We start from the raw sequence: 25,590 nt of genomic DNA on the forward strand, positions 1-25,590 counted from the left end.
ACTCAGCGCCTTACCCAAACCATACGTCTAAAGATGGCTATCCGCCATCAACTCTTATATTCCCTGTTTGCCATTTTGTATGAACGGGACCCACCTGATTCAAGTCTGACCCATTGATCAACATAGTCCCCAATCTATGGTACCGCTCTTGTTAGTCAGTTTTATCGCAGCCCTTGCATTTGCTGCCGTCCACGTTTTCGCGGGGCGGTTGCGCACCCTTGGCCGTATCCCGCGTAGCGGCTGGCTTTCCATGGCCGGTGGTGTCTCGGTGGCGTACGTTTTCGTGCACCTGCTTCCTGAGCTCGCAGAGGGTCAGGAAGTGATGGACGGTAGTGACATGTGGCTGCTTAGCTACTTGGAGCATCACGTTTACCTCCTGGCTTTACTCGGGCTGGCCGCGTTTTATGGCCTTGAGCGCCTGATAAAGAAACACCGGCGTGATCTGCCTGAGCATCAGGAATCGCATGCGGGAGTATTCTGGCTTCACATCGCCGCATTCGCCATCTACAACGGACTGATTGGCTATCTCCTTATGCATGGGGAAAACAACCGCCTGAGCACTCTGGTGTTGTACTGCATCGCCATGAGCCTGCACTTTCTGGTCAACGACTTCGCCCTACAGAACGACCACAAGGACCTTTTCAGACGTCGCGGCCGATGGCTGCTGGCAATGATGCCTCTGGCTGGCTGGGCTTCAGGCTTGGTCATCGAAGTGTCTGAGCTGGCCGTCTCTGCGTTAACTGCGTTCGTCGGCGGCTCGATAATCCTCAACGTCCTCAAGGAAGAATTGCCAGAAGAGCGGGACAGCCGATTCAGCGCCTTTCTGCTTGGTGCAGTTGGTTACTCGCTGCTGTTGCTGGGTTTCCAAAGCACCTGATCTTCCTTCTGCAATCCCCTGTCGCCGAGCAAGTGAGTGAGGACCGAACGCATCTTTCCGGCCTTGACCGGCTTGTTCAGCACCGGCACGCCAAGCCCTTGCAGTTGCTGGCGGCACTGGTCGCTGCGGTCGGCAGTCACCATGACAACCGGAATCGACTGGCCATAGTGCGACCTAAGCGCGGTTACCACGTCCCATCCAGTCACCCCTTGGTCAAGGTGATAATCGGCCAGGATCACCTCCGGCGGCACGCCTTCGAGCACTTTCATAGCCTCATCCTGATCCTTAGCTGTCAGCACCTTGCAGCCCCATTGGCCGAGCAACGCCGCCATGCTGTGCAGAATGCTTATCTCGTTATCCAGGACCAGTAATCGGCGCCCAGGCAACGGGTCTCCAAGCACCGATGCTGCCATGATTTGCTCGAGCGGCCGCTGCATCAGGTGTTCGGCCAACGGCACTTCAATGCTGAAGACAGAACCTCGTCCAGGCCGGGACCGCACCTGAACGGAGTAGTCGAGCATGGTGGCGATGCGGTCGACGATGGCAAGGCCCAATCCGACCCCTGCCCGCTCGGCAGCCTTTTGCACGCCCAATTGGTTGAATTCGAGAAAAATCGACTGCATCTGATCCGCCTCGATACCACGGCCCGTGTCCCATACCTCGATCCGCAAACGATCACCACGCTTTCGGGCTCCCAGCAGCACCCGCCCCTGGTCGGTGTATCGACACGCGTTGCTAAGGAAGTTGCGCAAGATGCGTGTCAGCAGCCGGAAATCGCTGCGCAAGGCGTAATTCGGGATGTAGTACTGCAAGCTGAGACCTGCTGCCTCGGCCACCGACTGGAACTCGGAAACCAGCGGCAGCAGCACTTCATCGAGCCGGTAATCATCGATGTCTGGCTTTACGGCCTGCTGATCCAGCTTGGAGATGTCCAACAGGTCGGTAAGCAGGTCTTCGGCTCCCTCAAGAGCCTGGTGTGCCCGCTCAACGAGATTCTGCTCACTTATCGGCAGCCCCCGTTCGCGTAGCGTCGAGATCAGCAAGCGAGCCGCATTGAGCGGCTGCAATAGATCATGGCTGGCAGCGGCAAGGTATTTGTCCTTGCTGTGGTTGGCGGCCTCGGCGGCATCACGGGCTTTGCGAAGCTCCAGCGTACGTTCGGCGACCCGCTGTTCGAGCTGTTCGTTGAGTTGCAAGAGTCGCCGTTGCGCAAGCTTGCGTTCGGTGATGTCGGCAACGAAGCCTTCCACCAGGCCTTCTTCGTCCGGCTTTAGCAGCAGGTTCATCATGACGTCGATGGCGCTGCCGTCCTTGCGACGCAGGCGGGTCTCGTAACCGAACAGGCCTTGCTGGATGCTCAATGTTTCGCGGATCTGCCGCAGCTCGTCCTCGCCCCCGATGAATAAATGGTGCGACAGGTCGGTCAGTTGCCAGAGTGCCTCGGCGGGATCCTCATATCCAAGCATCCTTGCCAGCGCTGGATTGGCGGCACGGATACCTTCCTGCAAGCTGGCCTGGAATATGCCGTGCACCGCATGCTCGAACAGCCATTTGTAGCGGTTGCGCTCGGCTTCGAGCTCTTCCAGGCGTGCGACCAGTTCCGGATAGTGGCTCTTGCGTGCCGAGTAGGTCCCGAGACCGAGTAGCCCGGCGAGCGCATCATTCTGTTCAGAGTGCTTCGGCATAAACCACTTCGACATCTCGCTGGGTCGATGAGCGGGGATTGGTAAGGATGCACGGGTCCTGCATGGCATGCTGGGACAGGAAGGGAATGTCGGAAATGTTCACGCCGTGCAGCCCCAGCGTCTCCTTGAATCCGATGGCCTGTTTAAGATTGATCAGATGCTGCATGAGTCGGTCGCGGATCTGCCGATGATTCAGGCCGCGGCTGTCGATGCCCAGGGTCTCGGCAACGATCTTGAAGCGATCCGGCGCTGAATCGTAATTGAACGCCACGACATGCTCGAATAACACCGCATTGCACAATCCATGAGGGAGGTCCAGATAGCCGCCGAGGCTATGGGACATCGCATGTACTGCACCGAGAATAGCGTTGGAAAAGGCCAGGCCGGCCTGCATGCTGCCAAGCATGATCTTCTCGCGCAGTTGTATATCCGACGGGTTAGCGATCATCTCTACCAGATGCCCATTGATCAGGCGCATGGCCTCAAGGGCATGAGGGTCGGTCAGAGGGCCGTTGCCGGTAGACACGAAGGCTTCGATCGCATGAACCAGCGCGTCGATGCCAGTACAGGCCGACAGGAACGGGTCCATGCTCAGCGTGGTTTCCGGGTCGATCAGCGAGACATCTGGTACGGCGCCTTTGCTGACGATGGAAAACTTCATCCGCTCCTGCTGATTGGAGATGATCACGAACTGCGACACGTCAGCTGAGGTCCCGGCAGTCGTCGGGATCAGGATCAGCGGGGGGCTAGGAACCCGTAACGTGTCGACGCCTTCGAACTCGATGATGTTTCGCCCGTGAGCGACCGCGATGCCGATGCCCTTCGCACAGTCCATCGGGCTACCGCCACCAACCGCGACGATGACGTTGCAGCCCTCGTCCCGATAGACCTCAGCCCCGACCATGATCTCTTCGGCACGCGGGTTGGCCGAAACCTGAGTGAACAGGTGATATTCAATGTCCTGACTGGTCAAGCTGGTTTGAACGTCCCCGACCCAGCCAGCGGCCACGACGCCGGGATCGGACACCAGCAGCACTTTACGGGCGCCGAAGTTTTTCGCGTAATTGCCGGCGCTGTGACGGCAGCCCGCGCCGAAAACGATCTCGGGCGAAACGAACTTGCGCTGCAGGCTAATGTTTGGGCTCATACAACGGCCTATCGTTATTATTTGTTACCGATGAGCCTACTGCTTTCCGCGATCAAAGCAATCAGCAAAACGGCGCATCGCGTAGGCGCCAGATACCTGCTGCGTCTTTTTTTCGGAGCTCAATGGACTGATATCACTAGGCCAGAAGTCGCTGATAGAACGCGCACTCCTTCTCGAGGGCATCTGCCAGGTTGGCGGCATTGCGAAAACCGTGGCGCTCTTCGGGGTAGAGCCGATACTCCACCTCGACCCCCTGCTCTACCAAGGCATCCACCATCGACTCGGTCTGCTCGGGAAGGACGACCGCATCCCGCCCACCCTGGAAAAAGATCACTGGTACCTTGATGGAGGCTGCGTTGTGCAATGGCGCGCGCTCCCGGAAACAGTCGGCGTCAGCCTCCGGATCGCCGATCAGCCAATCGAGATAGTCCGCTTCGAACTTGTGGGTGACGCGGCGCAGGGCCAAGGGATCGCTGACCCCATATAGGCTGGCGCCACCGGTAAAGCCAGACCCTGCAGCCAATGCACAGAGTGCACTGTAGCCACCGGCGCTGGAGCCGCGGATGAAGGTTCGGGTGTCATCGATCAGGCCGCGCGCGGCCAGCGACTGCACTGCCGCGACGGCGTCCTCTACGTCGACAACTCCCCATTGGAAGCGCAGGCGATGTCGGTAGGCACGACCAAAGCCGCTACTGCCGCGGTAGTTGATATCGGCGACGGCGAAACCGCGCTGCGTCCAATACTGGATACGCGGATCGAATACAGGATAACTGGCCGAGGTGGGACCGCCGTGCATGAACACCACCAGTGGCGGTTTCGTATTCGGTGGACCGAGATGACGCGGATTGACTGGCGGATAGAAAAAAGCGTGTGCGACCTCTCCTTGGCCGCCAGGAAAAGCGAAGGGCTGGGGCCGCGATACCTGATCGACTGAAAGCAGCTGCTCGCCACCGGCGAGCACGTCCATCGTCCCGCTGCTGCGTTCTATGGCCAACACGGCGGGCGCCTGAGTCGGTGACGACCCAATGCAGTAATAGCGATGCGCGTCTGCCGCGAGCTGACGGCAGCGGCTGTATTCCTTAGCCAGCTGCCGTTCCTTGCCATCCGCGTCCTGCTCGACCAACAACGCATAGCCATCGACCATGCGGGTGAGCAGCAAGCCGCCTTCATCGATTGGCAGATAGCTGATGGTTCCCAGCTGCCAGGGTGCCGGAGCGTGGTCGAAGCGCCTGTCGGCAAACCTGCCCGCCATTGGAACGAGCGCATCGCCCTTGGCGCGCCAGGGTTGCCACCAACCGTCAAAGTCGCTCAGGCAGTACAGCGATCCGTCTTCGGCAAAGCGGGGTTGCTGCAGCGATTCGCCTCCGCTTTCGCCAGCCAGGCATCTCACGCCGCCCAGCTGACCGTCGCTCTGGTACTCCGCCAGCCACAGAGTGGTTTCCGTCCAGGGCTGCTCAGGGCGCTGCCATTGGATCCACGCCAGATGCTCACCAGCAGTATCCAATGCTGGGGACGCATAAAAATCCGCCCCCTCGGCCAATACGCTGCGCTGGCCGTCATGGACCTGAATGCTCACCAATCGATGTTCGACACGGCCTTGGCCTTGGGTTTCTTCGACGGCTATCACTGCGTTACGGCGTCGGTCGAACTGCAGATCGCCAAAGCGTGACTCGTTGCGCGACGTGATTACCACCGGTGGGCTAGCCCAAACATCCGAAAGGCTTTGCCGATAGATCTGCTGGTCACGCTCGTTGACGAAGACCACGCCGTCTTGCGTCAGGCAGAACGCGCCGCCGCCATATTCATACACCCGGCTGCGAAGTGAAAACTCACCGGGAGTGATGCAGCTCGCCGTCCCGCCAAGCCAATACCAGAGCGTGCATCGTCCGTCCGTTGGATCGAACTGAATCCAGAACAGGCCGCCGTGGCCCGCGCGCAACTCGGCAAAATCGCGGCTGGAGGACGCAGCTTGTTCCGCTGTCCAGTCGCTTGGCCAGAAACCATAGGGGGTTTCGGTCATGGTCATTCGATCGCTCCGCATCAACCAGTCACTGAGGCTAGCTGCGCCATCAGACCTTGAGGATCAATTTCGATGCCTTCTCGTTGCGAAAGGTCAACTCATCCAAACCACGCGGCATGTGTTCAGCCTCGGTGCGTGCGGCGAGAATCTTGCCGTGATGCGCGGATTTGCTGCACACGGGGTCGGCATTCGTCGCATCGCCGGTGAGCATGAACGCCTGGCAGCGGCAGCCGCCAAAGTCCTTCTCTTTTTCATCGCAGGATTGACAGGGCTCGGGCATCCAGTCGAAACCGCGGAATTTGTTGAAGCCCATCGAGTGCTTCCAGATCTGCTCGATGCTCTGTTCCCGCACATTGGGAAAGGTGATCGGCAACTGCCTCGCGCTGTGGCAAGGCAACGCCGTGCCGTCAGGGGTGATGTCGAGAAACAGATTGCCCCATCCGTTCATGCAGCCCTTGGGCCGCTCTTCATAATAGTCAGGCGTGACGAAGATCAGCTTGCAGGGATGGTTTTGAGCAGCAAGCCTGTCGCGCCATTCATTAGTGATGCGCTCGGCCCTTACCAACTGTGCCTTGCTTGGCAGCAACCCGGCGCGATTGAGCTCGGCCCAGCCGTAGAACTGGCAGGTCGCGAGCTCCACGAAATCGGCTTCCAGGTCCAGGCAGAGCTGAATGATGCGTTCGATATTGTCGATGTTGTGCCGATGGGTAACGAAGTTGAGCACCATCGGGTAGCCGTGCGCTTTGACAGCCCGCGCCATGGCGAGCTTCTGTGCAAATGCTTTCTTAGACCCGGCCAGCAGGTTGTTCACCTCCTCATCAGCGGCTTGGAAGCTGATCTGGATATGGTCGAGCCCGGCGTCCGCGAACGAGGCGATCTTCTCTTCGGTGAGGCCGATGCCTGAGGTGATCAGGTTGGTGTAATAGCCAAGATCACGGGCGCCCTTGATCAGCTCAGCCAAGTCCTGGCGAACCAGCGGCTCGCCACCGGAAAAGCCCAACTGTGCCGCACCCATCTCGCGTGCCTGGCGGAAGACTTCGATCCACTCGGCAGTGGTCAGCTCTTCATGACTGCGAGCGAAATCCAGCGGATTCGAGCAATACGGGCATTGCAGCGGGCACCGGTAGGTCAGTTCGGCCAGAAGCCAAAGCGGAGGGCCCGGCTCGAAGCCCGGTTTAGAGAAGCTCGATCCAGAACCGTTCAACGGCGACCTCCAGGAATGCGACGATGTCTTCCTCGATGCCCTCGGCATCAGGGAAGCGGGCCTGCAAGTCGGCGACGATCGCGCCGACCGTCCGCGCGCCATCGACCTCGCCCAGCACGGCCGATGCACTCTCGTTGAGCTTGATCATGCCTTCGGGATACAGCAGTACGTGACAGTTCTGCGCGGGCTCCCATTGAAAACGGAAACCGCGGCGAAACACTGGGATCTGGGTCAGTTGGATATTGCTCATGGTCCTCTGTCTCGCCAGTTAAACATCATCAGTTGGAGTAGGCTGAAGCCCACACTACAGCTCGATATGCGAGCACTGCTGCCATTGGATCCAAGGTCACTCGGTCAACCAGTCAGAAGGTAATGCCCTTGTGCCAGACGCGCTCGCTGGTCACGGTGTGATAAGGCGGACGATCCAGTTCGTAGGCCATGCTCATGGCGTCGAGCATGCTCCACAGAACGTCGAGCTTGAATTGAAGAATGTTCAGCATGCGCTCCTGGGCATCGCGGGTCGTATAGTGCTCCAGCGTGATTCGCAAGCCATGCTCGACGTCGCGGCGCGCTTCTTTCAGGCGCTTGCGGAAATAGTCATAACCAGACGCATCGATCCAGCTGTAGTGCTGTGGCCAGGCGTCCAGGCGGGACTGGTGAATGGTTGGCGCGAAAAGCTCGGTGAGCGAACTGCTGGCCGCTTCTTGCCAGACCGCACGGCGAGCGAAGTTGACATAGGCATCCACGGCAAAGCGTACACCTGGCAGCACCAGTTCCTGAGACAGGACCTGCTCGCGGTCCAGCCCTACCGACTCCGCCAGTCTCAGCCAGGCCTCGATACCGCCCTCTTCGCCTGGACCGCCGTCATGATCGATGATGCGCTGGACCCATTCGCGGCGGGCGTCCCGGTCCGGACAGTTGGCCATGATTGCGGCATCTTTGACTGGAATACAGACCTGGTAATAAAAGCGGTTCGCTACCCAACCCTGTATCTGCTCGCGGGTCGAACGCCCTTCGTACATGGCGCGATGAAACGGATGATGAATGTGGTAGTAATCGCCCTTGGCGCGTAACGCCGCTTCGAACTCGGAGGGCGTCATGGCTGGCAGAGTCATAAGAGCTTCCTTAGGGTGTTGATGCTGGCTGAGCCATCGCAGCTGAGTCAGGCCGGCCCCATAGGGCGTGCAGGCTTTGGAGAACTACAGCTCGATGCTCATGCCATCGAACGCCACTTCAATCCCATGTTCGCCAAGCTCTGCGCGCTCGGGCGAATCCTCGTCGAGGATCGGATTGGTGTTGTTGATGTGAATGAGGATCTTGCGGGACGTGGACATGCCATCGAGGACCTCGATCATGCCGCCAGGGCCGCTCTGGTGAAGATGGCCCATCTCGCTGCCGAGCTTGGTGCCCACCTCTCGCACACGCATCTCATCGTCACGCCATAGCGTGCCATCGACCAGCAGGCAATCAGCCCGGCGCATGGTGGCCAGAAGCTCAGGGCTCACCTGCCCCAGCCCAGGCGCGTAGAACAGCGTTCCGCCGCTTTGCTGGTCTTCGATCAACAGGCCGATATTGTCGCCAGGATGCGGGTCATTGCGGTGCGGCGAATAGGGCGGCGCCGAGCTACGTAAAGGAATGGGCGTGATCCGCAGATTGGGGCAAGCCGGAATGCTGAACGTGCCTTCCAGCGGAATCGGATTCCAGTGCAAACCTCCATTCCAATGCTCGAGCATCTTGAAAAGCGGAAACCCGGTTGAAAGGTCCTGATGGACCATTTCCGTACACCAGACCTCATGCGGGCAGCCTTCACGCAGCGTCAGCAGGCCGGTGGTGTGGTCGATCTGGCTATCCAGCAGGATGATCGCCTTGATAGCGGTATCCCGCGGGCCGCGGCCCGGTTGTAGCTTGGGAAATGATTCCAGCTGAGCACGGATGTCTGGCGATGCGTTGCACAGAATCCAATCCTCGCCATTTTCACTGATGGCAATGGATGATTGCGTACGTGCGTGGGCACGCAGCGTTCCGTTGCGTAGCCCCGCGCAATTGACGCAGTTGCAGTTCCACTGTGGGAAGCCGCCGCCAGCAGCCGAACCGAGAATCTGGATGAACATGGGCAGCTCCCTTAAAACGGAGCCCCGGCCGGGGCCGGGGCGGGATCAATCAGCGATTGGCGAAGTACATGGTGACTTCGAAACCAATACGCAGGTCGGTGAAAGCAGGTTTGGTCCACATAGTTCGGTCCTCTCGTTTGGTGTCGGTTGATCCGACGCCTTCATTAAGCACCCTGGTCCGCCAAAAGCAGAATGGTACTTTGGAAGGAGACAGCGCCGTGCCTTGGTAGTGCCTCAAGACCAGCGCTGCTACTACGCGGCTTCCAGAGCACCGGCGCCGCTCGTCAGGTTCAAACGGGCTGGCGGGTCGCCTGCCGGTCATTCGTACCGCGCCAGGCCAGCTCATTGGTGACGGTCGCCATGGGCGAAAGCATGGCGAAATCGAACTCGGTCATCTGATCCCCGTCACGGGCGCGAATCGGCCAGTCGTGATTGGCCAGTGCCGCCTTGCCGATCGCGACCATGTCCATCTCACCTTTGTCGAGCAGCTGCTGCGCCTGCGTACCGGTTTTCACACCGCCATTGCCGATCACCGGTATCGAAACGCTCGCCTTGGCAATCGCAGACAGCGAAGGCCCCTCTGCGAACGCCGGCGCAGCTGCATCGCCTTCGGTGGTATGCAGATAGTCCAAGCCCGCAGCCGTCAGCATGGCGATACGGGTTTTCGCTTCTTCGACGCCACCTTCCCATTTAAGGTGGCTGTTGGTGACCATGATTTGCGAAAGGCGCATGCCGACAATGAACTCTTCCCCAACTGCGTCGCGCACGGCTTTGATCACGGCCAGAGGCAGCGTGAGGCGCGCCTGATAATCACCGCCCCACCGGTCAGTGCGTTGATTGAACTCCGCACTCATGAACTCGTGCAGCAGGTAACCATTGGCACCGTGCAGTTCAACTCCATCGAACCCAGCATCGCGCGCATGTCGTGCCGCTTGAGCGAAGCCGGCTATGACTTCCTGAATTTCCTCTTCGCTTATCTCGGCAGGCGTCGCATAGGGACCTTCGCCGCCGTAGAACTTCAACTGCGACCCTTCAGGTTGGACTGCCGAGGGTGCGACGTGACGGGCATGGTGTATGTTGCCCTGGGTCTGGGCCCCGCCATGCATGAGCTGCGCGATGAAAGCGGCGCCGGACTGATGCACAGCCTCGACAAGGGGGACCCAGCTGTCGCGCTGAACATCGGTCGCCAGGCCTGGCTGGTTCAAATAGCCCTGGCTGAAAGCGGTGTCGGTGTAGATGCCCTCGGAGATCAGCAAACCGAATCCGCCCTCGGCGAATGCCTGGTAGTAGTCGCGCATCAGCTCGTTCGCGGTGCCTTCTGGCTCGGCGCTGACACGGGTCATTGGTGCCAGCACCACACGGTTGCGCAGGCGCAGCTGCTTGAGCTGGAAGGGTTCGAGCAATTGGGGCATTCGGGAAATCCTCGTCAACGCAGGTAGTTCTGAATCTGAGGCATTGGCAGGCTCTGGAGTTCGGCGCGTGCGATAGCTGGTCGCATGCGCGCAAAAAAAAACGCGGCCCGGAGGCCGCGTTGCGTTGATGAATCACCGGCCGCACCCAAAGGGCCTGCAATCCCCGCACTCTGTGTGAGAGCACGCTATTCCGGCGCGAGGGCCCCGAACGCGCCGGGTCCACCGAGGTTGTACAAGGCTCAGAAGAAGCCCAGCGGGTTGATGTCGTAACTGATCAGCAGGTTCTTGGTCTGCTGATAGTGGTCGAGCATCATCTTGTGGGTTTCGCGGCCGACGCCCGATTTCTTGTAGCCACCGAATGCAGCGTGGGCCGGGTACAGGTGATAGCAGTTGGTCCAGACGCGCCCGGCCTTGATGCCACGCCCCATGCGATAGGCACGGTTGATGTCGCGGGTCCAGACACCGGCACCCAGGCCGAACTCGGTGTCGTTGGCGATGGCCAGCGCCTCGGCCTCATCCTTGAACGTAGCGACACCAACCACGGGCCCGAAAATTTCTTCCTGGAACACGCGCATCTTGTTGTGGCCCTTGATCAGGGTCGGTTGCACGTAATAGCCCGTCGAAAGGCCGCCTTCGAGTTTCTCCGCTGCACCGCCGGTGAGAATCTGGGCGCCTTCCTGCTGGGCGATTGCCATGTACGAAAGAATCTTGTCGAACTGCTGCTCTGACGCCTGGGCGCCGACCATGGTTTCGGTGTCCAGCGGGTCGCCACGCTTGATGGCCTTGATCTTCTTCATGACCACTTCCATGAAGGGCTCGAAGATCGACTCCTGAATCAGCGCACGCGACGGGCAGGTGCAGACCTCGCCCTGGTTGAAGAAGGCCAGTACCAGACCTTCAGCGGCTTTTTCGATGAACGCAGGCTCCGCATTCATGATGTCTTCGAAGAAGATGTTCGGGCTCTTGCCACCCAGTTCCACGGTGCTGGGGATGATGTTCTCGGCCGCGCAACGCATGATGTGCGAGCCGACCGGTGTGGAACCGGTAAACGCGATCTTCGCGATGCGGGTGTTGGTCGCCAGCGCCTGGCCCGCCTCCTTGCCGAAACCTTGCACGATATTCAGCACGCCAGCAGGAAGCAGATCCCCGATCAACTCAGCGAAAACCATGATCGACAGCGGAGTCTGCTCGGCCGGCTTGAGGACCACGCAGTTGCCGGCGGCCAGTGCCGGCGCCAGTTTCCAGGCAGCCATCAGCAGCGGGAAGTTCCACGGAATGATCTGACCGACCACGCCCAGCGGCTCGTGGAAGTGGTAGGCGGCGGTGTGTTCGTTGATCTCGGCGGCGCTGCCTTCCTGCGCGCGAATGCAGCCAGCGAAGTAGCGAAAGTGATCGGCTGCCAGCGGCACGTCTGCGTTGAGCGTCTCGCGTACGGCCTTGCCGTTGTCCCAGGTTTCAGCGATGGCCAACTGTTCGAGATTGGCTTCAATGCGATCGGCGATCTTCAGCAGGATCAGTGCGCGAGCCTGAACGGAAGTCTTGCCCCATGCGTCGGCCGCGGCATGAGCTGCATCCAGAGCGTGCTCGATGTCTTCTGCACTGGAGCGAGGAAACTCGGCAATGACCTCACCATTGACCGGCGACGTGTTGACGAAGTATTCGCCCTTGACCGGTGGCACAAATTCTCCACCGATGAAATTGCCGTAGCGTGGCTTGAAGGAAATGACAGCGCCTGCAGTACCGGGTTGGGCGTAGATCATGAGCGGCCTCTCTAGTTGTTCTGCTTGTCGGAGCCTGACCCGGATGTGGGCAGGACATGGAGGGATCTTAGGCAGCCCGGCTATTGCGTCGACATTCACCCAAGGGACAGATGCCCTCCTCATTTGGTAGTAGATGCGAGGGGTCGCCTGGTCCTGCGGCGGGCTGGAATCAAATGTGGAAAGATTGCAGTTCAACGCAAAACCCCGCCGTGGGCGGGGTCTGTAATGCAAGCCGGCAGAGGGCTTCAAGTGCTGGCGTGATCAGCGCTGTGCGACGACTTGATCCTTGGGCAACTTGAAGGTCCACACCATTCCGCCCTGGTTGAAGTCCTTGACTCGCTTGGCCACCTCACCGCCCCAAAGCGGCACTGCGCCCCCCCAGCCGGAAAGCACCGAGACGTACTGCTCGCCATCCATTTCCCAGGTGATGGGTGAGGCGACGATCCCCGAGCCTGTGTTGAACTCATACACCTTCTTACCTGTTTTGGCGTCGAACGCCATGAGGAAACCTTCCGGATTTCCGGTGAACACGAGGTTGCCTTTGGTGGCCAGAACACCACCCCAAAGGGGCGCATAGTTCTCATAGCGCCACACCTCCTTACCGGTTTTCGGATCGATTGCGCGCAGTACGCCGATATACGCCTCGTTCAATGGGCGAATCGTGAAACCCGCACCCAGGTAAGCGGCACCTTTCTTGTAGGCGACGTCTTCGTTCCATATATCCATTCCCCATTCGTTAGAGGGAACATAGAACAGGCCGGTGTCCTGGCTGTAAGCCATCGGCATCCAGTTTTTGCCGCCCAGAAACGACGGCGCAACGAACACCGAGCTGCCCTTGTCCGCCTCGCCTGGCGCGCCAGGCCGGTTGGCCTCGTCGTAGATCGGACGCCCATCCTTATCCAGGCCAGTGGCCCAGGTGATCTTGTCGACGAAGGGGAAGCCGCGGATGAATTTGCCGTTGGTGCGATCGAGCACATAGAAAAAGCCATTGCGGTCGGCCGTACCTGCAGCACGAATTGTTTTGCCTCCATCCTGATAGTCGAATGAAATCAGCTCGTTCACACCATCGAAGTCCCAGCCATCATGCGGGGTTGACTGGAAATGCCACTTGATCGAGCCATCATCCGGGTCCAGCGCCAGGCGCGAAGATGAGTACAGGTTGTCGCCCGGCCGTAGATGAGAGTTCCAGGGCGACGGGTTGCCGGTGCCGAACAGCAGCGAGTCGGTATCCGGGTCGTAGTATCCGCCAAGCCAGGGAGCCGCACCGCCGGTCTTCCACAGGTCGCCGGGCCAGGTCTTGCCGGCTTCACCGCCTGAAATGCCATTCTCGACCTTCTTGCCGTCCTTCATCACATAGCCCATGTGGCCCTCGACGGTTGGCCGCGTCCAGAGAACTTCACCATTCTTGGGATCATAGGCTTCGATCTTGCCGACGACTCCGAACTCACCACCGGCCACGCCAGTGATCAGCTTGCCTTTGACCACCAGCGGCGCTGCGGAGATGGAGTAACCGGCCTTGTAGTCAGCGACAGTCTTTTTCCAGACGACCTTGCCGGTGTCCTTGTTGAGCGCTACCAGCTTGGCATCAAGGGTGCCGAAGATGACCAGATCGTCGTACAGCGCAACGCCCCGGTTGATCACGTCGCAGCACGGCATGATGCCGTCAGGCAGGCGCGCGTCGTACTGCCAGAGTTCCTTACCGGTGCGTGCGTCAACCGCGAACACGCGTGAATAGGAACCGGTGAGGTACATCACGCCGTCCTTGATCAACGGCTGGGCTTCCTGGCCACGCTGTTTTTCGCCACCGAGCGAGTAGCCCCACACCGGCCGCAGTTCGGTCACGTTCCCGACATTGAGCGTGTCCAGAGTGCTGTAGCGCTGGCCCTGCAGCCCCAGCCCGTTGGTCACGATCTGGTTGGTGGACTCGGCGTCATCGAGGATTTCCTGATCGGTGACAGCCCATGCCGACACGCTGGATACAGCCATGGCGGCGCAAAGCGCGGTCAGGGCAAAGGGCTTGCGAAGGCCGGTGTGCTTCATTGCGGCTACCTCTACGGGTTCATTGTTATGTCGCCGGGAAGTTTCCCGGCGCTAGCGCAAATTCTTGGGTCCAACCGCGAGCGCAACAATTACACGCAGTACCGATTTCCCTCCTCCCTTGGTAGCAATACTCGGCAGACGCACCGCGCGTGCAATGCAAGACCTGGTGCCAGGTGATTTCGGGCCAGTGACATAGGATCAACAGTGCCGTGGTATGGATTGCCAATCACGGGACGAATCGACGCCCGATGGCTGTGTCAAGTCGATACAGTAGGCGCCTATCGATCAAAGGCTTCGACCCTGACCTCCTGCGTGAGGGGTGCGAGGCCGCTCCACCTTCGAGTTCAGGCGTTCGACATGAAACAGAGCTGGTCCGCGTTTCCCTGGGTGTGCTTCGCGATGTGCGTGGGCGTAATGGGCACCGCGCTCATTTCGCCGCTATACCCGCTGTATCAACAGGCGTGGCACCTGCGGACCAGCGACATCTCGCTGATCTATGTGGTGTACATGGTCGGTGCGCTGTTCGGGCTGTTGTTCATGGGGCGGCTGTCGGACACCCTTGGCTTTCGCAAGGTGATGCTGACCGGCCTGATACTCGGCTGGGGCGGGACGCTGGTGACGATGCTCGCCTGGGATCTGCCAAGTCTGAACATCGGCCGTTTTGCGGTGGGGCTGTCTTCCAGCCTGATCGTAACCAGCGCCTCGGTGGGCCTGGTGCAGATATCACGTGATGGCGCGTCCCAGCGGATATCGATGATCACCAGCTTCCTGCTTGCGTTCGGCTTCGGTCTCGGCCCACTGACCGGCGGCGTCATTGGCCAGTGGCTGCCGCACCCGTTGATCGTTACCTATCTGCCATCCCTGGCACTGGGCGTGTTGGCGGTTTTCGCCCTGATGCGCGCGCAGCTAAAGCCCCACCCTGAGCTCCTTGCAGCCTCACCGCTTGGCTGGCGCACCTTCATCCCCCGACTGACTTGGGCCAAACGGAGCGACGCGCTTGCCTTCATGCTGACTTGCGCCTGCCCGTTTTTCGCCTTTGGTGTGTTTGGCATCTATGCATCGATGGCACCGTTGTTCCTTGAAAAGATGTTGCCTTGGCACGGCCCGGTGGTGAGCGGAACCTCAATCGGCGTCATCCTCCTGGCTTCGGCGATGGTGCAGCTTGCCTGCGCCCAGATGAGCCTGCGCTGGTGCGGCCTGCTTGGGTTGCTGGCGGTGGTGCTGAGCAATGCGATGCTCGTACTCAACTTCTCCGTTGGCTCCTCGCTGGTATTCATCGTCGGTGTCTGCGCGGCCGCAGCGGGCCATGGCATGTGCCTGTTGGCCGGCATCAGCATGGTGAACCGCATTGCCAGCCCAGCAGAACGCTCAGGGCTGATATCGACCTATCTGGTGTGCGGTTACGTCGGCGCCATCGTCCCGCTGCTCGGCGCTGGGTGGGTCGCGGACCATTACGGGCTGCCCATGGCGATCAGCCTACTGGGCTGGGTGGTCATCGCCCTCGCCACGCCGCTGGCGTTCTGGTTCTTCGTGCATCCGCGGACGCGAACGGCGTGACGTCCGCTCCCGCTGAAGCGAATCGGATGAGAGGCGCAACCGGCCGACAGGATGACCCTAGCGATCAGCGACCAGGCGGTAGCCAACCCCAGCCTCGGTGACGATGAAACGGGGTGCCGCTGGGTCATCGCCCAGTTTACGCCTGAGATGCCCGACAACGACCCGCAAGTAGTGGGTATCCCCGCTGTGGCTCGGCCCCCATATGTCCTTGAGCAGCTGTTGCTGGGTCACGACCCGGCCAACGTGGCGTGCGAGCGCGGCCAGCACCGCATACTCCTTGCGGGTCAGGCTGATTTCCTGGTCATTGAGGCTGACGCGCCTGTAGGCGAAATCGATGCACAACGGGCCTGACACGGTTTGAGCTACGTCGGTGGCCGCGTGCTGCTTGTCGCGCAACAGCGCTCTGACCCGCGCGAGAAACTCCTGAATTCCGAAGGGTTTGGTCACGTAATCGTTAGCACCGCCATCGAGAGCCATCACCTTTTCCGCTTCGCTGGAGCGTACGGAAAGGACGATCACCGGGATTTGCGTCCACTCCCGCAATTCGCGAAGCACCACCTGACCGTCCAGGTCCGGCAACCCCAGATCCAACACGATCAGGTCCGGCTTCTCCAGTGCTGCACAGGCCAATCCCTCCCGACCGTTGCCGCCTTCGATCACTCGATAACCCTGGGACCCGAGGCTGATACGCAGAAACTTCCGGATCTGCGGCTCGTCATCGATGATCAGGATGGTTGCTTGCTGACTCAAGAAAGATCGTTCTCCAAATGAGGCTGGGGCTGTAGTGGCAGTTCCAGCGTGACGCTCGTACCGCGCCCGTCGAGGCCCTCCCCAACCGATACGCGCCCCCCATGCGCGCCAATCATGCCTTGGCAGATGGCAAGCCCCAGCCCGGTGCCTGGCCCGCCCCGGTCGCCGCGCGCAGCGGTGTAGAACATATCGAAGATTTTCGCACGCTCTGGCTCGGGCACGCCCGGCCCCTCGTCACTGACAATGAAGCGCAAGCTGCTGCTATCGACATGCACGGCTACCTGTAATCGTCCGTTAGGTGGCGAAAAACGCGCCGCATTCTCCAACACATTGACCAGTGCCTGTTCGATCAGCGCCGGGTGCACGAACAACAGTGGCAGCGAGTCGGGTAGCAGCACCTCGACCCGTAGCTCGGCGAGAACGCGCTGCAGCCGCTGCAGTGCGCTGGCGATGATATCGCCAGGCGTGGTCCAGTCCCGAATCAGCTTCAAACCGCCATGGCCGAGCCGCGTCATGTCCAGCAGATTCTGGATGTATCGATCCAGACGTTCGGCTTCATCACGCGTAGCCTCCAGAAGCTCCTGTCGATCAGCCGCGCTCATGCTATGGCCCAGGCTCGCCAGGCTGTCGATGGAGCCCCGCATGGCCGTGAGCGGTGTGCGCAGATCATGGGAAACAGATGCCAGTAGCGCACTTCGCAGTTCCTCTGTTTGACCATGCAAGCGCGCCGCCTCCAACTCCTCGGCCAGGGTGGCGCGCCCGAGAGCCTGCGCGATGGGCTGCGCCAGCGCGGCGATGAGGCGTCGCTTTTGCGGCCCCGACGGAGCTGTACCAACAGAACGAATACCTAGCAATCCCAGCGGTTGCCCATCGGCGTTTAGCGGCAGCCACCACCATCGACTGTTCGGTAGCGTATCGGTGCCCTGCCCCGCAGGCTGCCCGTGCTTCAACGACCAATCGGCCGCTGCCTGCTCTTCATCGTTCAGAACCGGTATGGCGTCAGAAACGTACGACCAGTGCCCTTGCGTGCCAGGCGCTGCGTCACTGCGTGTTGCGACCACAGCTTCTGTCTTGGCCAGCTGTTGCAATTGACGGACTGCCGCCGAGGCGACCGCCCGCACATCCGTCGCGGCACCGAGCTGACGGGACAGATCGAGCAACGTCGTGGTTTCGGTCTGCGTCTGGCGCAGGGCTTGAACCTGGCGACGTTGCCGGCTAGCGAGATTGCCGGCCAGCACGGCCATCAGGAGGAAAAACAGGAGGGTCAGTACGTCCTCCTGCCGTGCGACGATGAAAGTGAACGTTGGAGGAATGAAGAGAAAGTCGTACAGGAGAAACGAAAGGCCCGCGCAGGCCAATGCAGGGCCAAGGCTGCTCCGCACTGCCACCACCAGCACGGCGGCCAGGAAGACCAGCGATATGTTGGGTAGCGCCAGGTAGCGTGCCAACAGCAGCGCAACGGCCGTGGCTGCTACGGTCGCCAAGCCGGCAAGCAGGTAATCGTGCCAATCCGCTGGGGGTCGTACGCGCCTTTTTGGCGCGGTCTTAGCTGGTTCCTGAGCAAGCACGCTGATCTCAAGCCCGCGGCCCGCTTTGATCAATTGCTCCGCGACCGAGCCCTTGAGCCATACCTTCCACCCAAAGCGTGAACGATCACGTCGACCGACCAGCACGAGGGTGGCGCGGCGCTCGATGGCATGGTCCAGCAGTGATCGCGCTACGCGCTCGGCGCGCAGCTCCACGACTTCACCGCCAAGACGTTCGGCAAGCTGCTGGGCCGATTGCAGGTAGCCAAGCTGAAGCTCGTCCTTGCTCGTTCCTGTATCTATGTGGACCACCGACCAGGGTAGATGCCGCCGCTCGGCGACCCTGGCAGCGTGGCGCACCAAGCCCTCGGCGTGGACATCCCCGTCGATGCCCACCAGCAGACGGCCCCTGACGGCCGGCGCGGTTTGCCCCAACAGACGATGGCGCCGATGCAGGTCGGCATCGACCCGCGCAGCCGCTGTCTGCATGGCCAGCTCGCGTAGAGCGGTCAGGTTGGTCTGAGTAAAGAAGGCATCGATTGCCGCACGTGCCTGCTCCGGCACATAAACCTTGCCTTCGCGCAGGCGCTCGAGCAACTCACGCGGCGGCAGGTCGATCAGCAGAATGTCGTCGGCCTGCTGAAGGATCCAGTCGGGCACGGTCTCCCTGACCTGCACCCCGGTGATGGCGCGCACCTGATCGTTAAGGCTTTCCAGATGCTGCACGTTGACGGTTGTGTAGACATCGAGACCGGCGTCGAGCAGCTCCAGTACATCCTGCCAGCGTTTGCTGTGCCGGCTACCAGGCGCGTTGCTGTGGGCAAGCTCGTCGACCAGAATCAGCCCGGGACGCGATTCGAGCAATCCGTCGAGGTCCATTTCGACCAGGCTTACGCCCCGATAGTCGCTGCGGGTCATGGGCTGTTCCGCCAAGCCGACGCACATCGCCTCGGTTTCGGAACGCCCGTGGGTCTCGACGACGCCGATCCGCACGTCGCGACCCGACTGCCGCTGACGTTGGGCGGCCTGGAGCATGGCGTAGGTCTTGCCGACGCCGGGCGCGGCGCCGAGAAAGACCTTGAGCCGCCCGCGTCCTTCTCGGGGCGTGTCGTCTAGAAACGCATCCGCACGCTGGGCATCGCTCATTCATATCACTCGTCTGGATCGGGCCGTGGATTGTCCGCCAACGCCAGGTTCAGAGCCAGTACGTTGACCACGGCAGGCCCCACCAGCGGCGTTACTTTCAGGGCGTCGATCAGGTCATTCAGGCGCTCTTGCGGCACACCACGCGCGGCTGCAACACGTGCTGCCTGGAATCTGGCTGCATCCACCGAAAGGTGTGGGTCAAGGCCGCTGCCGGAGGTTGTCACCAACTCGATCGGTACTGGCCGCTCAGCCGTGCCGCCCCATTGGCTCGCGAATTCACGGACCTTTTCAGCAAGCTCAGGGTTGCTTGGGGCCAGATTGCTGGCACCGCTTGCCACGGTTGCGTAATCGCCTGCAGACGGGCGCGGTTGAAACCATTCCGAGCCCGCGAACGGCTGCGCCAGCAGGTTGCTGCCCCTGACCTGCCCCGCTGCATCTCGGACCAGGCTGCCATTGGCCTGGTCAGCAAATGCCAGCTGCGCAACAGCGGTAACTGAGAGTGGGTATGCGACACCGGTGATCAGCGTCATCAAGATCAGCGCTGCGAGCGCCGGGCGAAAGTGCATGAACATATGCGTTTCTCCAAATGGCCGCGCCACATGGGCGCGGCGAGGCTCAGACCAGTCCCAGCCCGGTCAGAAGCAGATCGATGAGTTTGATGCCGACAAAGGGCGCAACCAGGCCGCCCAGGCCGTAGATCAGCAGGTTGCGGCGCAAGAGGCTGGCCGAGTCGACGGCCTTTACGTTGACGCCGCGCAACGCCAGGGGAATCAGGGCGACAATGATCAGCGCGTTGAACACGATTGCGGACAGGATCGCGCTGGCAGAACTATGCAGCTGCATCACGTTCAGCGCCGAGAGCTGCGGATAGATGCCGATGAACAGTGCCGGCAGGATCGCGAAGTATTTCGCTACGTCGTTGGCGATGGAAAAGGTCGTCAGCGCACCCCGGGTGACCAGCAGTTGCTTGCCGACCTGCACCACATCCAGCAGCTTGGTCGGGTCCGAATCCAGGTCCACCAGGTTGGCGGCCTCTCGCGCTGCCTGGGTGCCGTCATTCATCGCCATACCGACATCGGCCTGTGCCAAGGCCGGAGCGTCATTCGCCCCGTCACCGCACATCGCGACCATCTTGCCCTCGGCTTGCTCCTGGCGAATCCGCTGCAGCTTCTTTTCCGGCGTCGCTTCGGCGATGACGTCATCGACGCCAGCTTCGGCAGCGATTGCGGCTGCGGTCAGAGGGTTGTCACCCGTGACCATCACGGTACGGATGCCCAGCTGGCGCAGCTCGGCAAAGCGCTCGCGGATGCCAGGCTTGACCACGTCCTTGAGGTGAATCGCGCCCAGCAAGCGATCGTCGGCGCATACCAGCAGAGGGGTGCCGCCGCTCTTCGCGATGGCCTGGACCTCTCGGGCCAGCACTGCCGGCATCTGTTCGCGATCCATGCCCAGGTGCCCAAGCACGGCGTCCATCGCACCCTTGCGGTAACACCGGCCTTCATGATCGGCACCAGAAAGGCGTGTTTCGGCGGTAAAGGGAATGGCCGTGACCTCTTGGCCAGCAGGCTCTTTTACCGGGGCCAGAGCACGCAGGTATTCGACGATGGATTTACCTTCGGCGGTATCGTCGGCCAGAGAGGACAACAGTGCCGCCCAGGACAGCTCCGTTGCCGAGACGCCCGGCGCCTTGACCATCGCTGTGCAGCGGCGATTACCAAAGGTGATGGTCCCGGTCTTGTCCAGCAGCAACACCTGCACGTCACCAGCGGCCTCCACCGCCCGGCCTGACTTGGCGATGACGTTGAGGCGTACCAGCCTGTCCATACCCGCGATGCCGATCGCCGAGAGCAGCCCGCCGATGGTCGTTGGGATGAGCGTCACCAGCAGAGCCACCAGGTACACCAGTGGAAGGTCACCGCCGGCGAATCTGGCGAAAGGTTGTAGCGTCGCCACCACCAGCAGGAAGATCAGGGTCAGTCCGATCAGCAACACGTCGAGTGCGACCTCGTTTGGCGTCTTCTGGCGCTTGGCGCCTTCTACCAGCGCGATCATCCGGTCCAGCGTCGATTCGCCCGGGTCACTGCTGATCCGCACCAGCAGCCAGTCCGACACCACGCGGGTATTGCCGGTCACCGCCGAACGATCCCCGCCCGACTCGCGAATGACCGGAGCGGATTCGCCCGTGATGGCGGCCTCGTTCACCGCCGCAATGCCTTCAATAACCTCGCCGTCGCCCGGGATCAGCTCACCCGCGACTACTCGCACCACATCACCACGCCGCAAGCTGCTGGCGGCAACACTGCGAAACTCGCCGGTGTCGGTTTGCAATCGGGCTTCGAGTCCCTTCGATCCCGCTTTCAAACTGTCGGCACGTGCTTTGCCGCGCCCCTCTGCCAGCGCTTCGGCAAAGTTGGCAAAGAGCACGGTGAACCAGAGCCAGAATGCGATCTGGACGGCTACACCGGTGCTGACTGCGGCGTTGGGAATCACGCACAGCGCAGTCGTGAGCACAGCGGTGAGTTCGACCACCAGCATGACCGGCGAGCGCGACAGCGTGCGCGGATCGAGCTTGACGAAAGCCTGGCGCAGCGCCGGCTTACACAGTGAAGCGAAAGAGGTGGAAGTGGGTTGCTCGGCACCTTCGAGTGCCGTTTGATGGACGTTCATCATGACGCTCCTCAGAAGCCCTGCAGCAGGAAGAAATGTTCAGCGACCGGCCCCAGTGCCAGTACCGGCAGGAATGTGAGCCCACCGACCAGCAGGATCACCAGGGTCAGCAGCACCACGAACAGCGGGCCGTGGGTGGGAAAGCTGTTGGCATCGACCGGTGCGCGGTTCTTGGCTGCCAGGCCACCGGCGATTGCCAGCACAGGCAGGATGAAACCGAAGCGGCCCAGCAACATGGCGAATGCGATCATCAGGTTGTGGTAAGGCGTACCGGCACCGAACCCTGCAAAGGCCGACCCGTTGTTGCCCGTGCCAGAGGTATAGGCGTAGAGGATCTGGCTGAGGCCGTGAGGCCCCGGATTGGCGATCGACTCGGCAGGCCCTGACAGGCTGACGCCGAGCGCCGTGAGCACAAGCACACCCACGGGCATCACCAGCAGCGTCGCGACCAGCAGGCGAACCTCGCGCGCTTCAAGTTTCTTGCCCAGATATTCGGGCGTGCGGCCAATCATCAGGCCAGCCAGGAACACCGTGATCAGGACGAACAGCAGCATGCCGTACAGCCCGGCGCCCACGCCGCCGAAGATGATTTCGCCAAGCATCATGTTCACCAGCGGCACCATGCCACCCAGCGCGCTGAAACTGTCATGCATGGCATTGACCGAGCCATTGGACGCCGCACTCGTGGTGGTTGCCCACAGCGCGGATGCCGCGACGCCGAACCGGCTCTCCTTACCCTCGAGCGAGCCACTCTGCTCCACCGCCAGCCCCGCCAACGCCGGGTTCGCCTGATGTTCCGCAACCAGCGTGACGCCAAGCCCGAGGGTGAATACAAGCAGCATGCAGGCCAGGATCGCTCGGCTCTGCCGCAGATCGCGCACGTAGTGTCCGAACATGAAGACCAACGCTGCGGGGATCAGAATGATCGATACGACTTCGAACAGATTGCTCCACGCGGTCGGGTTCTCGAAGGGATGCGCCGAGTTGACGCCGAAGAAGCCGCCGCCATTGGTGCCAAGCTGTTTGATGGCGATCTGGCTGGCCGCTGGGCCCAGGGGAATGCTCTGCTCGCCACCTTGCATCGTGACTGCCTGAACATAGCTGGCCAGGCTTTGCGGAACGCCCTGCCAGACGAGCAGCAACGCAAGTACCAGGCAGAACGGCAACAGACCATAGAGGACCGCTCGGGTCAGATCGACCCAGAAGTTGCCAATTTCCTTGGCGGAGCGACGCGACAGTGCTCGACAAAACACCACCAGCACCGCAAGGCCAACCGCAGGGCTGACGAAGTTCTGCACGCCAAGGCCCAGCATCTGGCTGAAATAGCTGAGTTGGGATTCCCCGCTATAAGCCTGCCAGTTGGTGTTGGTCACGAAGCTCACGGCTGTGTTGAGTGCCAGGTGCCATTCCATGCCGGGAATGCCTTGCGGATTCAGCGGAAGGCTCGCCTGCAACATCAGGATCGCGAACAGCACGATCAGGCTCACAGCGGTCAGGGCCAGCAGCGCCAGGCTGTAGCCCTTCCAATCCTGCTCACGGTTTTCGTCGACGCCCGCAATCCGATAACACAGGCGTTCGACTGGCAGGAGCAACGGTGTCAGCCAGGTGCGTTCACCCTCCATGACTCGGAACAGGTATCGCCCCAGCCAGGGTGCCGGCAACAGCACCAATATGAAAAAGGCCGCAATCAGCCAGTAATCGTTGGCGTGCATGCGACCCCCTAGCTGCGTTCGGTGCGCAGCAGCGCGACCAGAAGGTAGATGAACAAAATGATTGCCAGGCCCAGCGAGAGCCCGTCGAGGAATGTCATGGGTGCTGTACTCCGAATTCGCATCAGTGCGGTGCGGAGATTTTCAGAGCGGGGGGCGTAAAGATTCGATTGCGCGACCAGCGCAGCGGCGTAAAGAAAACGTATTTTTTCGGGATCAGCGATCGAACTCTGGTCGCCGCGGCGTAACGGCTAGCCGGCCATTCGCAGGTCATGGACAGAAAGGCCGTTGCGACTTTTGGAGGATCGAGCCCGTGTCAACTTCTGACGCCGGGCCATTTCATCAGCATGAATGGATCACCTGTCGTCAGGTTGCACCTGATACAGCTCCGGTAACTCGTAGCGCAAGCCGTAGCCGGCGTAGATGCCCTCTACCACGCCCTCCCTGATAAGCCCTTCCAGCTCGCCTTCCAGCGCATAGGCCAGCTGCCGGTTGGACTCGTGAACCGCCATGCCGAGGTCCCAGACCTGCTTGCCCATGTTCGGATAGGCGTTGTCTGCAAGTTTGATATGGCCGTCCGCCGCCTGGCCGAGCATCCACTCGATCTCCCCCCGCATCGCCATGGTCGCGTCCACTTCCCCGCCTTGCATGGCCGCGAATGCCGCCTGGGCGGTTGGATAGTGATGCAGCATTTTCGCGATGCTGCCGTTGAACACAGACGCCAGATAGAACGACGGAACGCTTTCAACTTCTACCCCGACCGGGTGGTAACGCAGCACGCCGACGCTCGACAGCTCGTCTATGCGTCGGTCGTCATAGGCGGTCTGCCAGCGCTCACGCTGGTAGGGGCCGAACATGACCACCAGCTCGTTTATCAGCTCGCCCAGCTCGTTCTGCTTGTAGGAAAAGTCGCGGTCGTAGGGCACGCGCATCATCACGTCGGCGAGCACGTTCGGACGCAGGTAATGCCCCTTCCAGATGAAATTGCGCAAGTCGCCGTCCAGCGTCTCGTCGGGCGTTACCCAGAGCAGTTCCAGTTTCAAATCGAGCCCGTCGGCCAGCTTGCGCGCTAGATCGACATCCACCCCGCGCGCCTCGCCATCAGCCATGAAGCTGTATGGCGGGAAGTTTTCGTACATCGCGACCTTGAGAAAGCCAGACTCCATGATGTCGTCGAATGCCCGAACCTTGACCACGTCGGCCTGGGCCGTTGCGCAACAGATCAGCACCCAGAAACCGACGAGTAACCAGCGCATGGCGATCACTGCTTGGCAGCTTCGCTTTCGATGTAGGTTCGGATCGCCCAGAGCGCTTCCTGGCTCAGGTAGTCGGCCATGCGCGGCATGTATACGGCACCGTCGCGAACCGCTCCGTTGATCACGCGCTCCCTGTACCACTCGTCACCGTCGTAACTGGCCTCCAGCTCACGCAGATCGGGCGCGATACCGCCGGAGATCGCTTCCAGCCCGTGGCAGCGGGCGCAGTTCTGGTTGTACGCAGAGGCGCCGATCTCGACGGCCTTGTCATGGTCTTCACTGGGTGCGCGGTACGGATTCTCTTCCACCCACTCTTCGCCCAGCGGTGAAAGGCCTTTGGTTTCTACTTTCTGGGGCGTGACGTCGCCATGAGCCAGGGCCAGGCCGGCAAACCCGAGCAGACCAGCAGCAAAGAAAGCGCGCAGTGCAATTTTATTATTCATGACCACCACCGTTGATTTCGATTACCTGAGCAAGGCCGCTCCTCGTGGAGCGCATGCTGGTCATCTTGGCGGCGGCGTGGCGACGGCAGAATCCTGCTTTGGTTGTCGGCGTCTCCTCCCTTGGTAGTAGGGTCTCATGCCCCTGGAGTGGAGCAATCGGTCAGTGCCCAGGCTCACAGCACAGCAGTTACACCTACCGGGACGACCATGGCTGCTGGCTGGCAGGAACCTGCGGATCCAGTGGTCGAACCCACAGCCGGGCCGAGGCCATTGCAGCCTC

At 61.0% G+C, this 25,590-nt stretch carries 21 protein-coding genes; 2 read left to right on the top strand and 19 right to left on the bottom strand.

Annotated elements, in window-relative coordinates:
- Positions 1-136 precede the first annotated feature (136 nt).
- A complete protein-coding gene (locus EA797_RS14850) occupies positions 137-877 on the top strand; it encodes a hypothetical protein (RefSeq protein WP_122166551.1) in 741 nt (246 codons plus the stop codon).
- On the opposite strand, the gene EA797_RS14855 is transcribed toward EA797_RS14850, so the two are convergent.
- From EA797_RS14855 to EA797_RS14905, 11 genes are all read right to left on the bottom strand, one after another.
- Positions 841-2,562 carry a PAS domain-containing hybrid sensor histidine kinase/response regulator gene (locus EA797_RS14855; protein WP_122166553.1) on the bottom strand — a complete coding sequence of 574 codons (1,722 nt, stop codon included), beginning with the start codon at positions 2,560-2,562 and terminating at the stop codon, positions 841-843. The two genes, EA797_RS14850 and EA797_RS14855, sit on opposite strands and share 37 nt — an antisense overlap.
- On the bottom strand, positions 2,546-3,709 hold the full coding sequence (gene ercA / locus EA797_RS14860; RefSeq protein WP_122166555.1) for an alcohol dehydrogenase-like regulatory protein ErcA: 1,164 nt from the start codon (positions 3,707-3,709) through the stop codon (positions 2,546-2,548). Before ercA ends, EA797_RS14855 begins: the two co-directional genes overlap by 17 nt.
- Positions 3,710-3,845: 136 nt before the next feature.
- Positions 3,846-5,735 (bottom strand): alpha/beta hydrolase family protein, encoded by a 1,890-nt coding sequence (locus tag EA797_RS14865; RefSeq protein ID WP_122166557.1) that lies wholly within the window; start codon positions 5,733-5,735, stop codon positions 3,846-3,848.
- Positions 5,736-5,778: 43 nt separating this feature from the next.
- Positions 5,779-6,933, bottom strand: a complete 1,155-nt coding sequence (gene pqqE, locus EA797_RS14870; protein WP_122166558.1) for a pyrroloquinoline quinone biosynthesis protein PqqE — start codon at positions 6,931-6,933, stop codon at positions 5,779-5,781.
- Positions 6,905-7,183 (bottom strand): pyrroloquinoline quinone biosynthesis peptide chaperone PqqD, encoded by a 279-nt coding sequence (gene pqqD / locus EA797_RS14875; RefSeq protein ID WP_122166560.1) that lies wholly within the window; start codon positions 7,181-7,183, stop codon positions 6,905-6,907. The genes pqqE and pqqD overlap by 29 nt, the downstream gene beginning before the upstream one ends.
- A gap of 112 nt (positions 7,184-7,295) precedes the next feature.
- A complete protein-coding gene (pqqC, locus tag EA797_RS14880) occupies positions 7,296-8,048 on the bottom strand; it encodes a pyrroloquinoline-quinone synthase PqqC (RefSeq protein ID WP_122166562.1) in 753 nt (250 codons plus the stop codon).
- A gap of 84 nt (positions 8,049-8,132) precedes the next feature.
- The gene (gene pqqB, locus EA797_RS14885; protein ID WP_122166564.1) at positions 8,133-9,044 is read right to left on the bottom strand and encodes a pyrroloquinoline quinone biosynthesis protein PqqB; all 912 of its coding nucleotides are present in this window, start codon (positions 9,042-9,044) and stop codon (positions 8,133-8,135) included.
- A 49-nt stretch (positions 9,045-9,093) separates the two neighbouring features.
- Positions 9,094-9,165 carry a pyrroloquinoline quinone precursor peptide PqqA gene (gene pqqA / locus EA797_RS14890; RefSeq protein ID WP_003253598.1) on the bottom strand — a complete coding sequence of 24 codons (72 nt, stop codon included), beginning with the start codon at positions 9,163-9,165 and terminating at the stop codon, positions 9,094-9,096.
- 169 nt (positions 9,166-9,334) lie between these two features.
- A complete protein-coding gene (locus tag EA797_RS14895; RefSeq protein ID WP_122166566.1) occupies positions 9,335-10,456 on the bottom strand; it encodes an oxidoreductase in 1,122 nt (373 codons plus the stop codon).
- A gap of 239 nt (positions 10,457-10,695) precedes the next feature.
- The gene (gene exaC / locus EA797_RS14900) at positions 10,696-12,216 is read right to left on the bottom strand and encodes an acetaldehyde dehydrogenase ExaC (RefSeq protein WP_122166568.1); all 1,521 of its coding nucleotides are present in this window, start codon (positions 12,214-12,216) and stop codon (positions 10,696-10,698) included.
- A gap of 261 nt (positions 12,217-12,477) precedes the next feature.
- Positions 12,478-14,256, bottom strand: coding sequence for a PQQ-dependent methanol/ethanol family dehydrogenase (locus EA797_RS14905; RefSeq protein ID WP_122166570.1), 1,779 nt, complete (start codon positions 14,254-14,256; stop codon positions 12,478-12,480).
- Positions 14,257-14,613: 357 nt separating this feature from the next.
- Here EA797_RS14905 and EA797_RS14910 point away from each other — a divergent pair, with 357 nt between their 5' ends.
- Positions 14,614-15,813 (top strand): MFS transporter, encoded by a 1,200-nt coding sequence (locus EA797_RS14910; protein ID WP_122166572.1) that lies wholly within the window; start codon positions 14,614-14,616, stop codon positions 15,811-15,813.
- A gap of 57 nt (positions 15,814-15,870) precedes the next feature.
- On the opposite strand, the gene EA797_RS14915 is transcribed toward EA797_RS14910, so the two are convergent.
- From EA797_RS14915 to pedF, 8 genes are all read right to left on the bottom strand, one after another.
- Entirely contained in the window at positions 15,871-16,563 is a 693-nt protein-coding gene (locus tag EA797_RS14915) for a response regulator (RefSeq protein WP_122166574.1), read from the bottom strand.
- Positions 16,560-19,235: a sensor histidine kinase gene (locus EA797_RS14920; protein WP_122166576.1), complete on the bottom strand. Its 2,676-nt coding sequence runs from the start codon at positions 19,233-19,235 to the stop codon at positions 16,560-16,562. The genes EA797_RS14915 and EA797_RS14920 overlap by 4 nt, the downstream gene beginning before the upstream one ends.
- A 5-nt stretch (positions 19,236-19,240) precedes the next feature.
- Positions 19,241-19,807: a potassium-transporting ATPase subunit KdpC gene (gene kdpC, locus EA797_RS14925; RefSeq protein WP_122166578.1), complete on the bottom strand. Its 567-nt coding sequence runs from the start codon at positions 19,805-19,807 to the stop codon at positions 19,241-19,243.
- A gap of 43 nt (positions 19,808-19,850) precedes the next feature.
- Positions 19,851-21,902, bottom strand: coding sequence for a potassium-transporting ATPase subunit KdpB (gene kdpB, locus EA797_RS14930; RefSeq protein ID WP_122166579.1), 2,052 nt, complete (start codon positions 21,900-21,902; stop codon positions 19,851-19,853).
- Between the two features lie 11 nt (positions 21,903-21,913).
- Positions 21,914-23,614: a potassium-transporting ATPase subunit KdpA gene (gene kdpA / locus EA797_RS14935; RefSeq protein ID WP_122166581.1), complete on the bottom strand. Its 1,701-nt coding sequence runs from the start codon at positions 23,612-23,614 to the stop codon at positions 21,914-21,916.
- A gap of 8 nt (positions 23,615-23,622) precedes the next feature.
- Complete coding sequence (gene kdpF, locus EA797_RS14940) at positions 23,623-23,712, bottom strand: K(+)-transporting ATPase subunit F (protein ID WP_122166583.1); 90 nt, start codon at positions 23,710-23,712, stop codon at positions 23,623-23,625.
- A 255-nt stretch (positions 23,713-23,967) separates the two neighbouring features.
- Positions 23,968-24,867, bottom strand: a complete 900-nt coding sequence (locus tag EA797_RS14945; RefSeq protein WP_122166585.1) for a substrate-binding periplasmic protein — start codon at positions 24,865-24,867, stop codon at positions 23,968-23,970.
- Between the two features lie 5 nt (positions 24,868-24,872).
- Positions 24,873-25,310 (bottom strand): cytochrome c-550 PedF, encoded by a 438-nt coding sequence (pedF, locus tag EA797_RS14950; RefSeq protein ID WP_122166866.1) that lies wholly within the window; start codon positions 25,308-25,310, stop codon positions 24,873-24,875.
- Between the last annotated feature and the right edge of the window lie 280 nt (positions 25,311-25,590).

It is taken from the genome of Stutzerimonas zhaodongensis (assembly GCF_003696365.1).
Lineage (GTDB): Bacteria > Pseudomonadota > Gammaproteobacteria > Pseudomonadales > Pseudomonadaceae > Stutzerimonas > Stutzerimonas zhaodongensis.

Coding starts and splice junctions, on each gene's coding strand:
- EA797_RS14850 (WP_122166551.1), top strand. CDS start 137: ATGGTACCGCTCTTGTTAGTCAGTTTTATCGCAGCCCTTGCATTTGCT.
- EA797_RS14855 (WP_122166553.1), bottom strand. CDS start 2,562: ATGCCGAAGCACTCTGAACAGAATGATGCGCTCGCCGGGCTACTCGGT.
- ercA (WP_122166555.1), bottom strand. CDS start 3,709: ATGAGCCCAAACATTAGCCTGCAGCGCAAGTTCGTTTCGCCCGAGATC.
- EA797_RS14865 (WP_122166557.1), bottom strand. CDS start 5,735: ATGACCATGACCGAAACCCCCTATGGTTTCTGGCCAAGCGACTGGACA.
- pqqD (WP_122166560.1), bottom strand. CDS start 7,183: ATGAGCAATATCCAACTGACCCAGATCCCAGTGTTTCGCCGCGGTTTC.
- pqqC (WP_122166562.1), bottom strand. CDS start 8,048: ATGACTCTGCCAGCCATGACGCCCTCCGAGTTCGAAGCGGCGTTACGC.
- pqqB (WP_122166564.1), bottom strand. CDS start 9,044: ATGTTCATCCAGATTCTCGGTTCGGCTGCTGGCGGCGGCTTCCCACAG.
- EA797_RS14895 (WP_122166566.1), bottom strand. CDS start 10,456: ATGCCCCAATTGCTCGAACCCTTCCAGCTCAAGCAGCTGCGCCTGCGC.
- exaC (WP_122166568.1), bottom strand. CDS start 12,216: ATGATCTACGCCCAACCCGGTACTGCAGGCGCTGTCATTTCCTTCAAG.
- EA797_RS14905 (WP_122166570.1), bottom strand. CDS start 14,256: ATGAAGCACACCGGCCTTCGCAAGCCCTTTGCCCTGACCGCGCTTTGC.
- EA797_RS14910 (WP_122166572.1), top strand. CDS start 14,614: ATGAAACAGAGCTGGTCCGCGTTTCCCTGGGTGTGCTTCGCGATGTGC.
- EA797_RS14920 (WP_122166576.1), bottom strand. CDS start 19,235: ATGAGCGATGCCCAGCGTGCGGATGCGTTTCTAGACGACACGCCCCGA.
- kdpC (WP_122166578.1), bottom strand. CDS start 19,807: ATGTTCATGCACTTTCGCCCGGCGCTCGCAGCGCTGATCTTGATGACG.
- kdpB (WP_122166579.1), bottom strand. CDS start 21,902: ATGAACGTCCATCAAACGGCACTCGAAGGTGCCGAGCAACCCACTTCC.
- kdpA (WP_122166581.1), bottom strand. CDS start 23,614: ATGCACGCCAACGATTACTGGCTGATTGCGGCCTTTTTCATATTGGTG.
- kdpF (WP_122166583.1), bottom strand. CDS start 23,712: ATGACATTCCTCGACGGGCTCTCGCTGGGCCTGGCAATCATTTTGTTC.
- EA797_RS14945 (WP_122166585.1), bottom strand. CDS start 24,867: ATGCGCTGGTTACTCGTCGGTTTCTGGGTGCTGATCTGTTGCGCAACG.
- pedF (WP_122166866.1), bottom strand. CDS start 25,310: ATGAATAATAAAATTGCACTGCGCGCTTTCTTTGCTGCTGGTCTGCTC.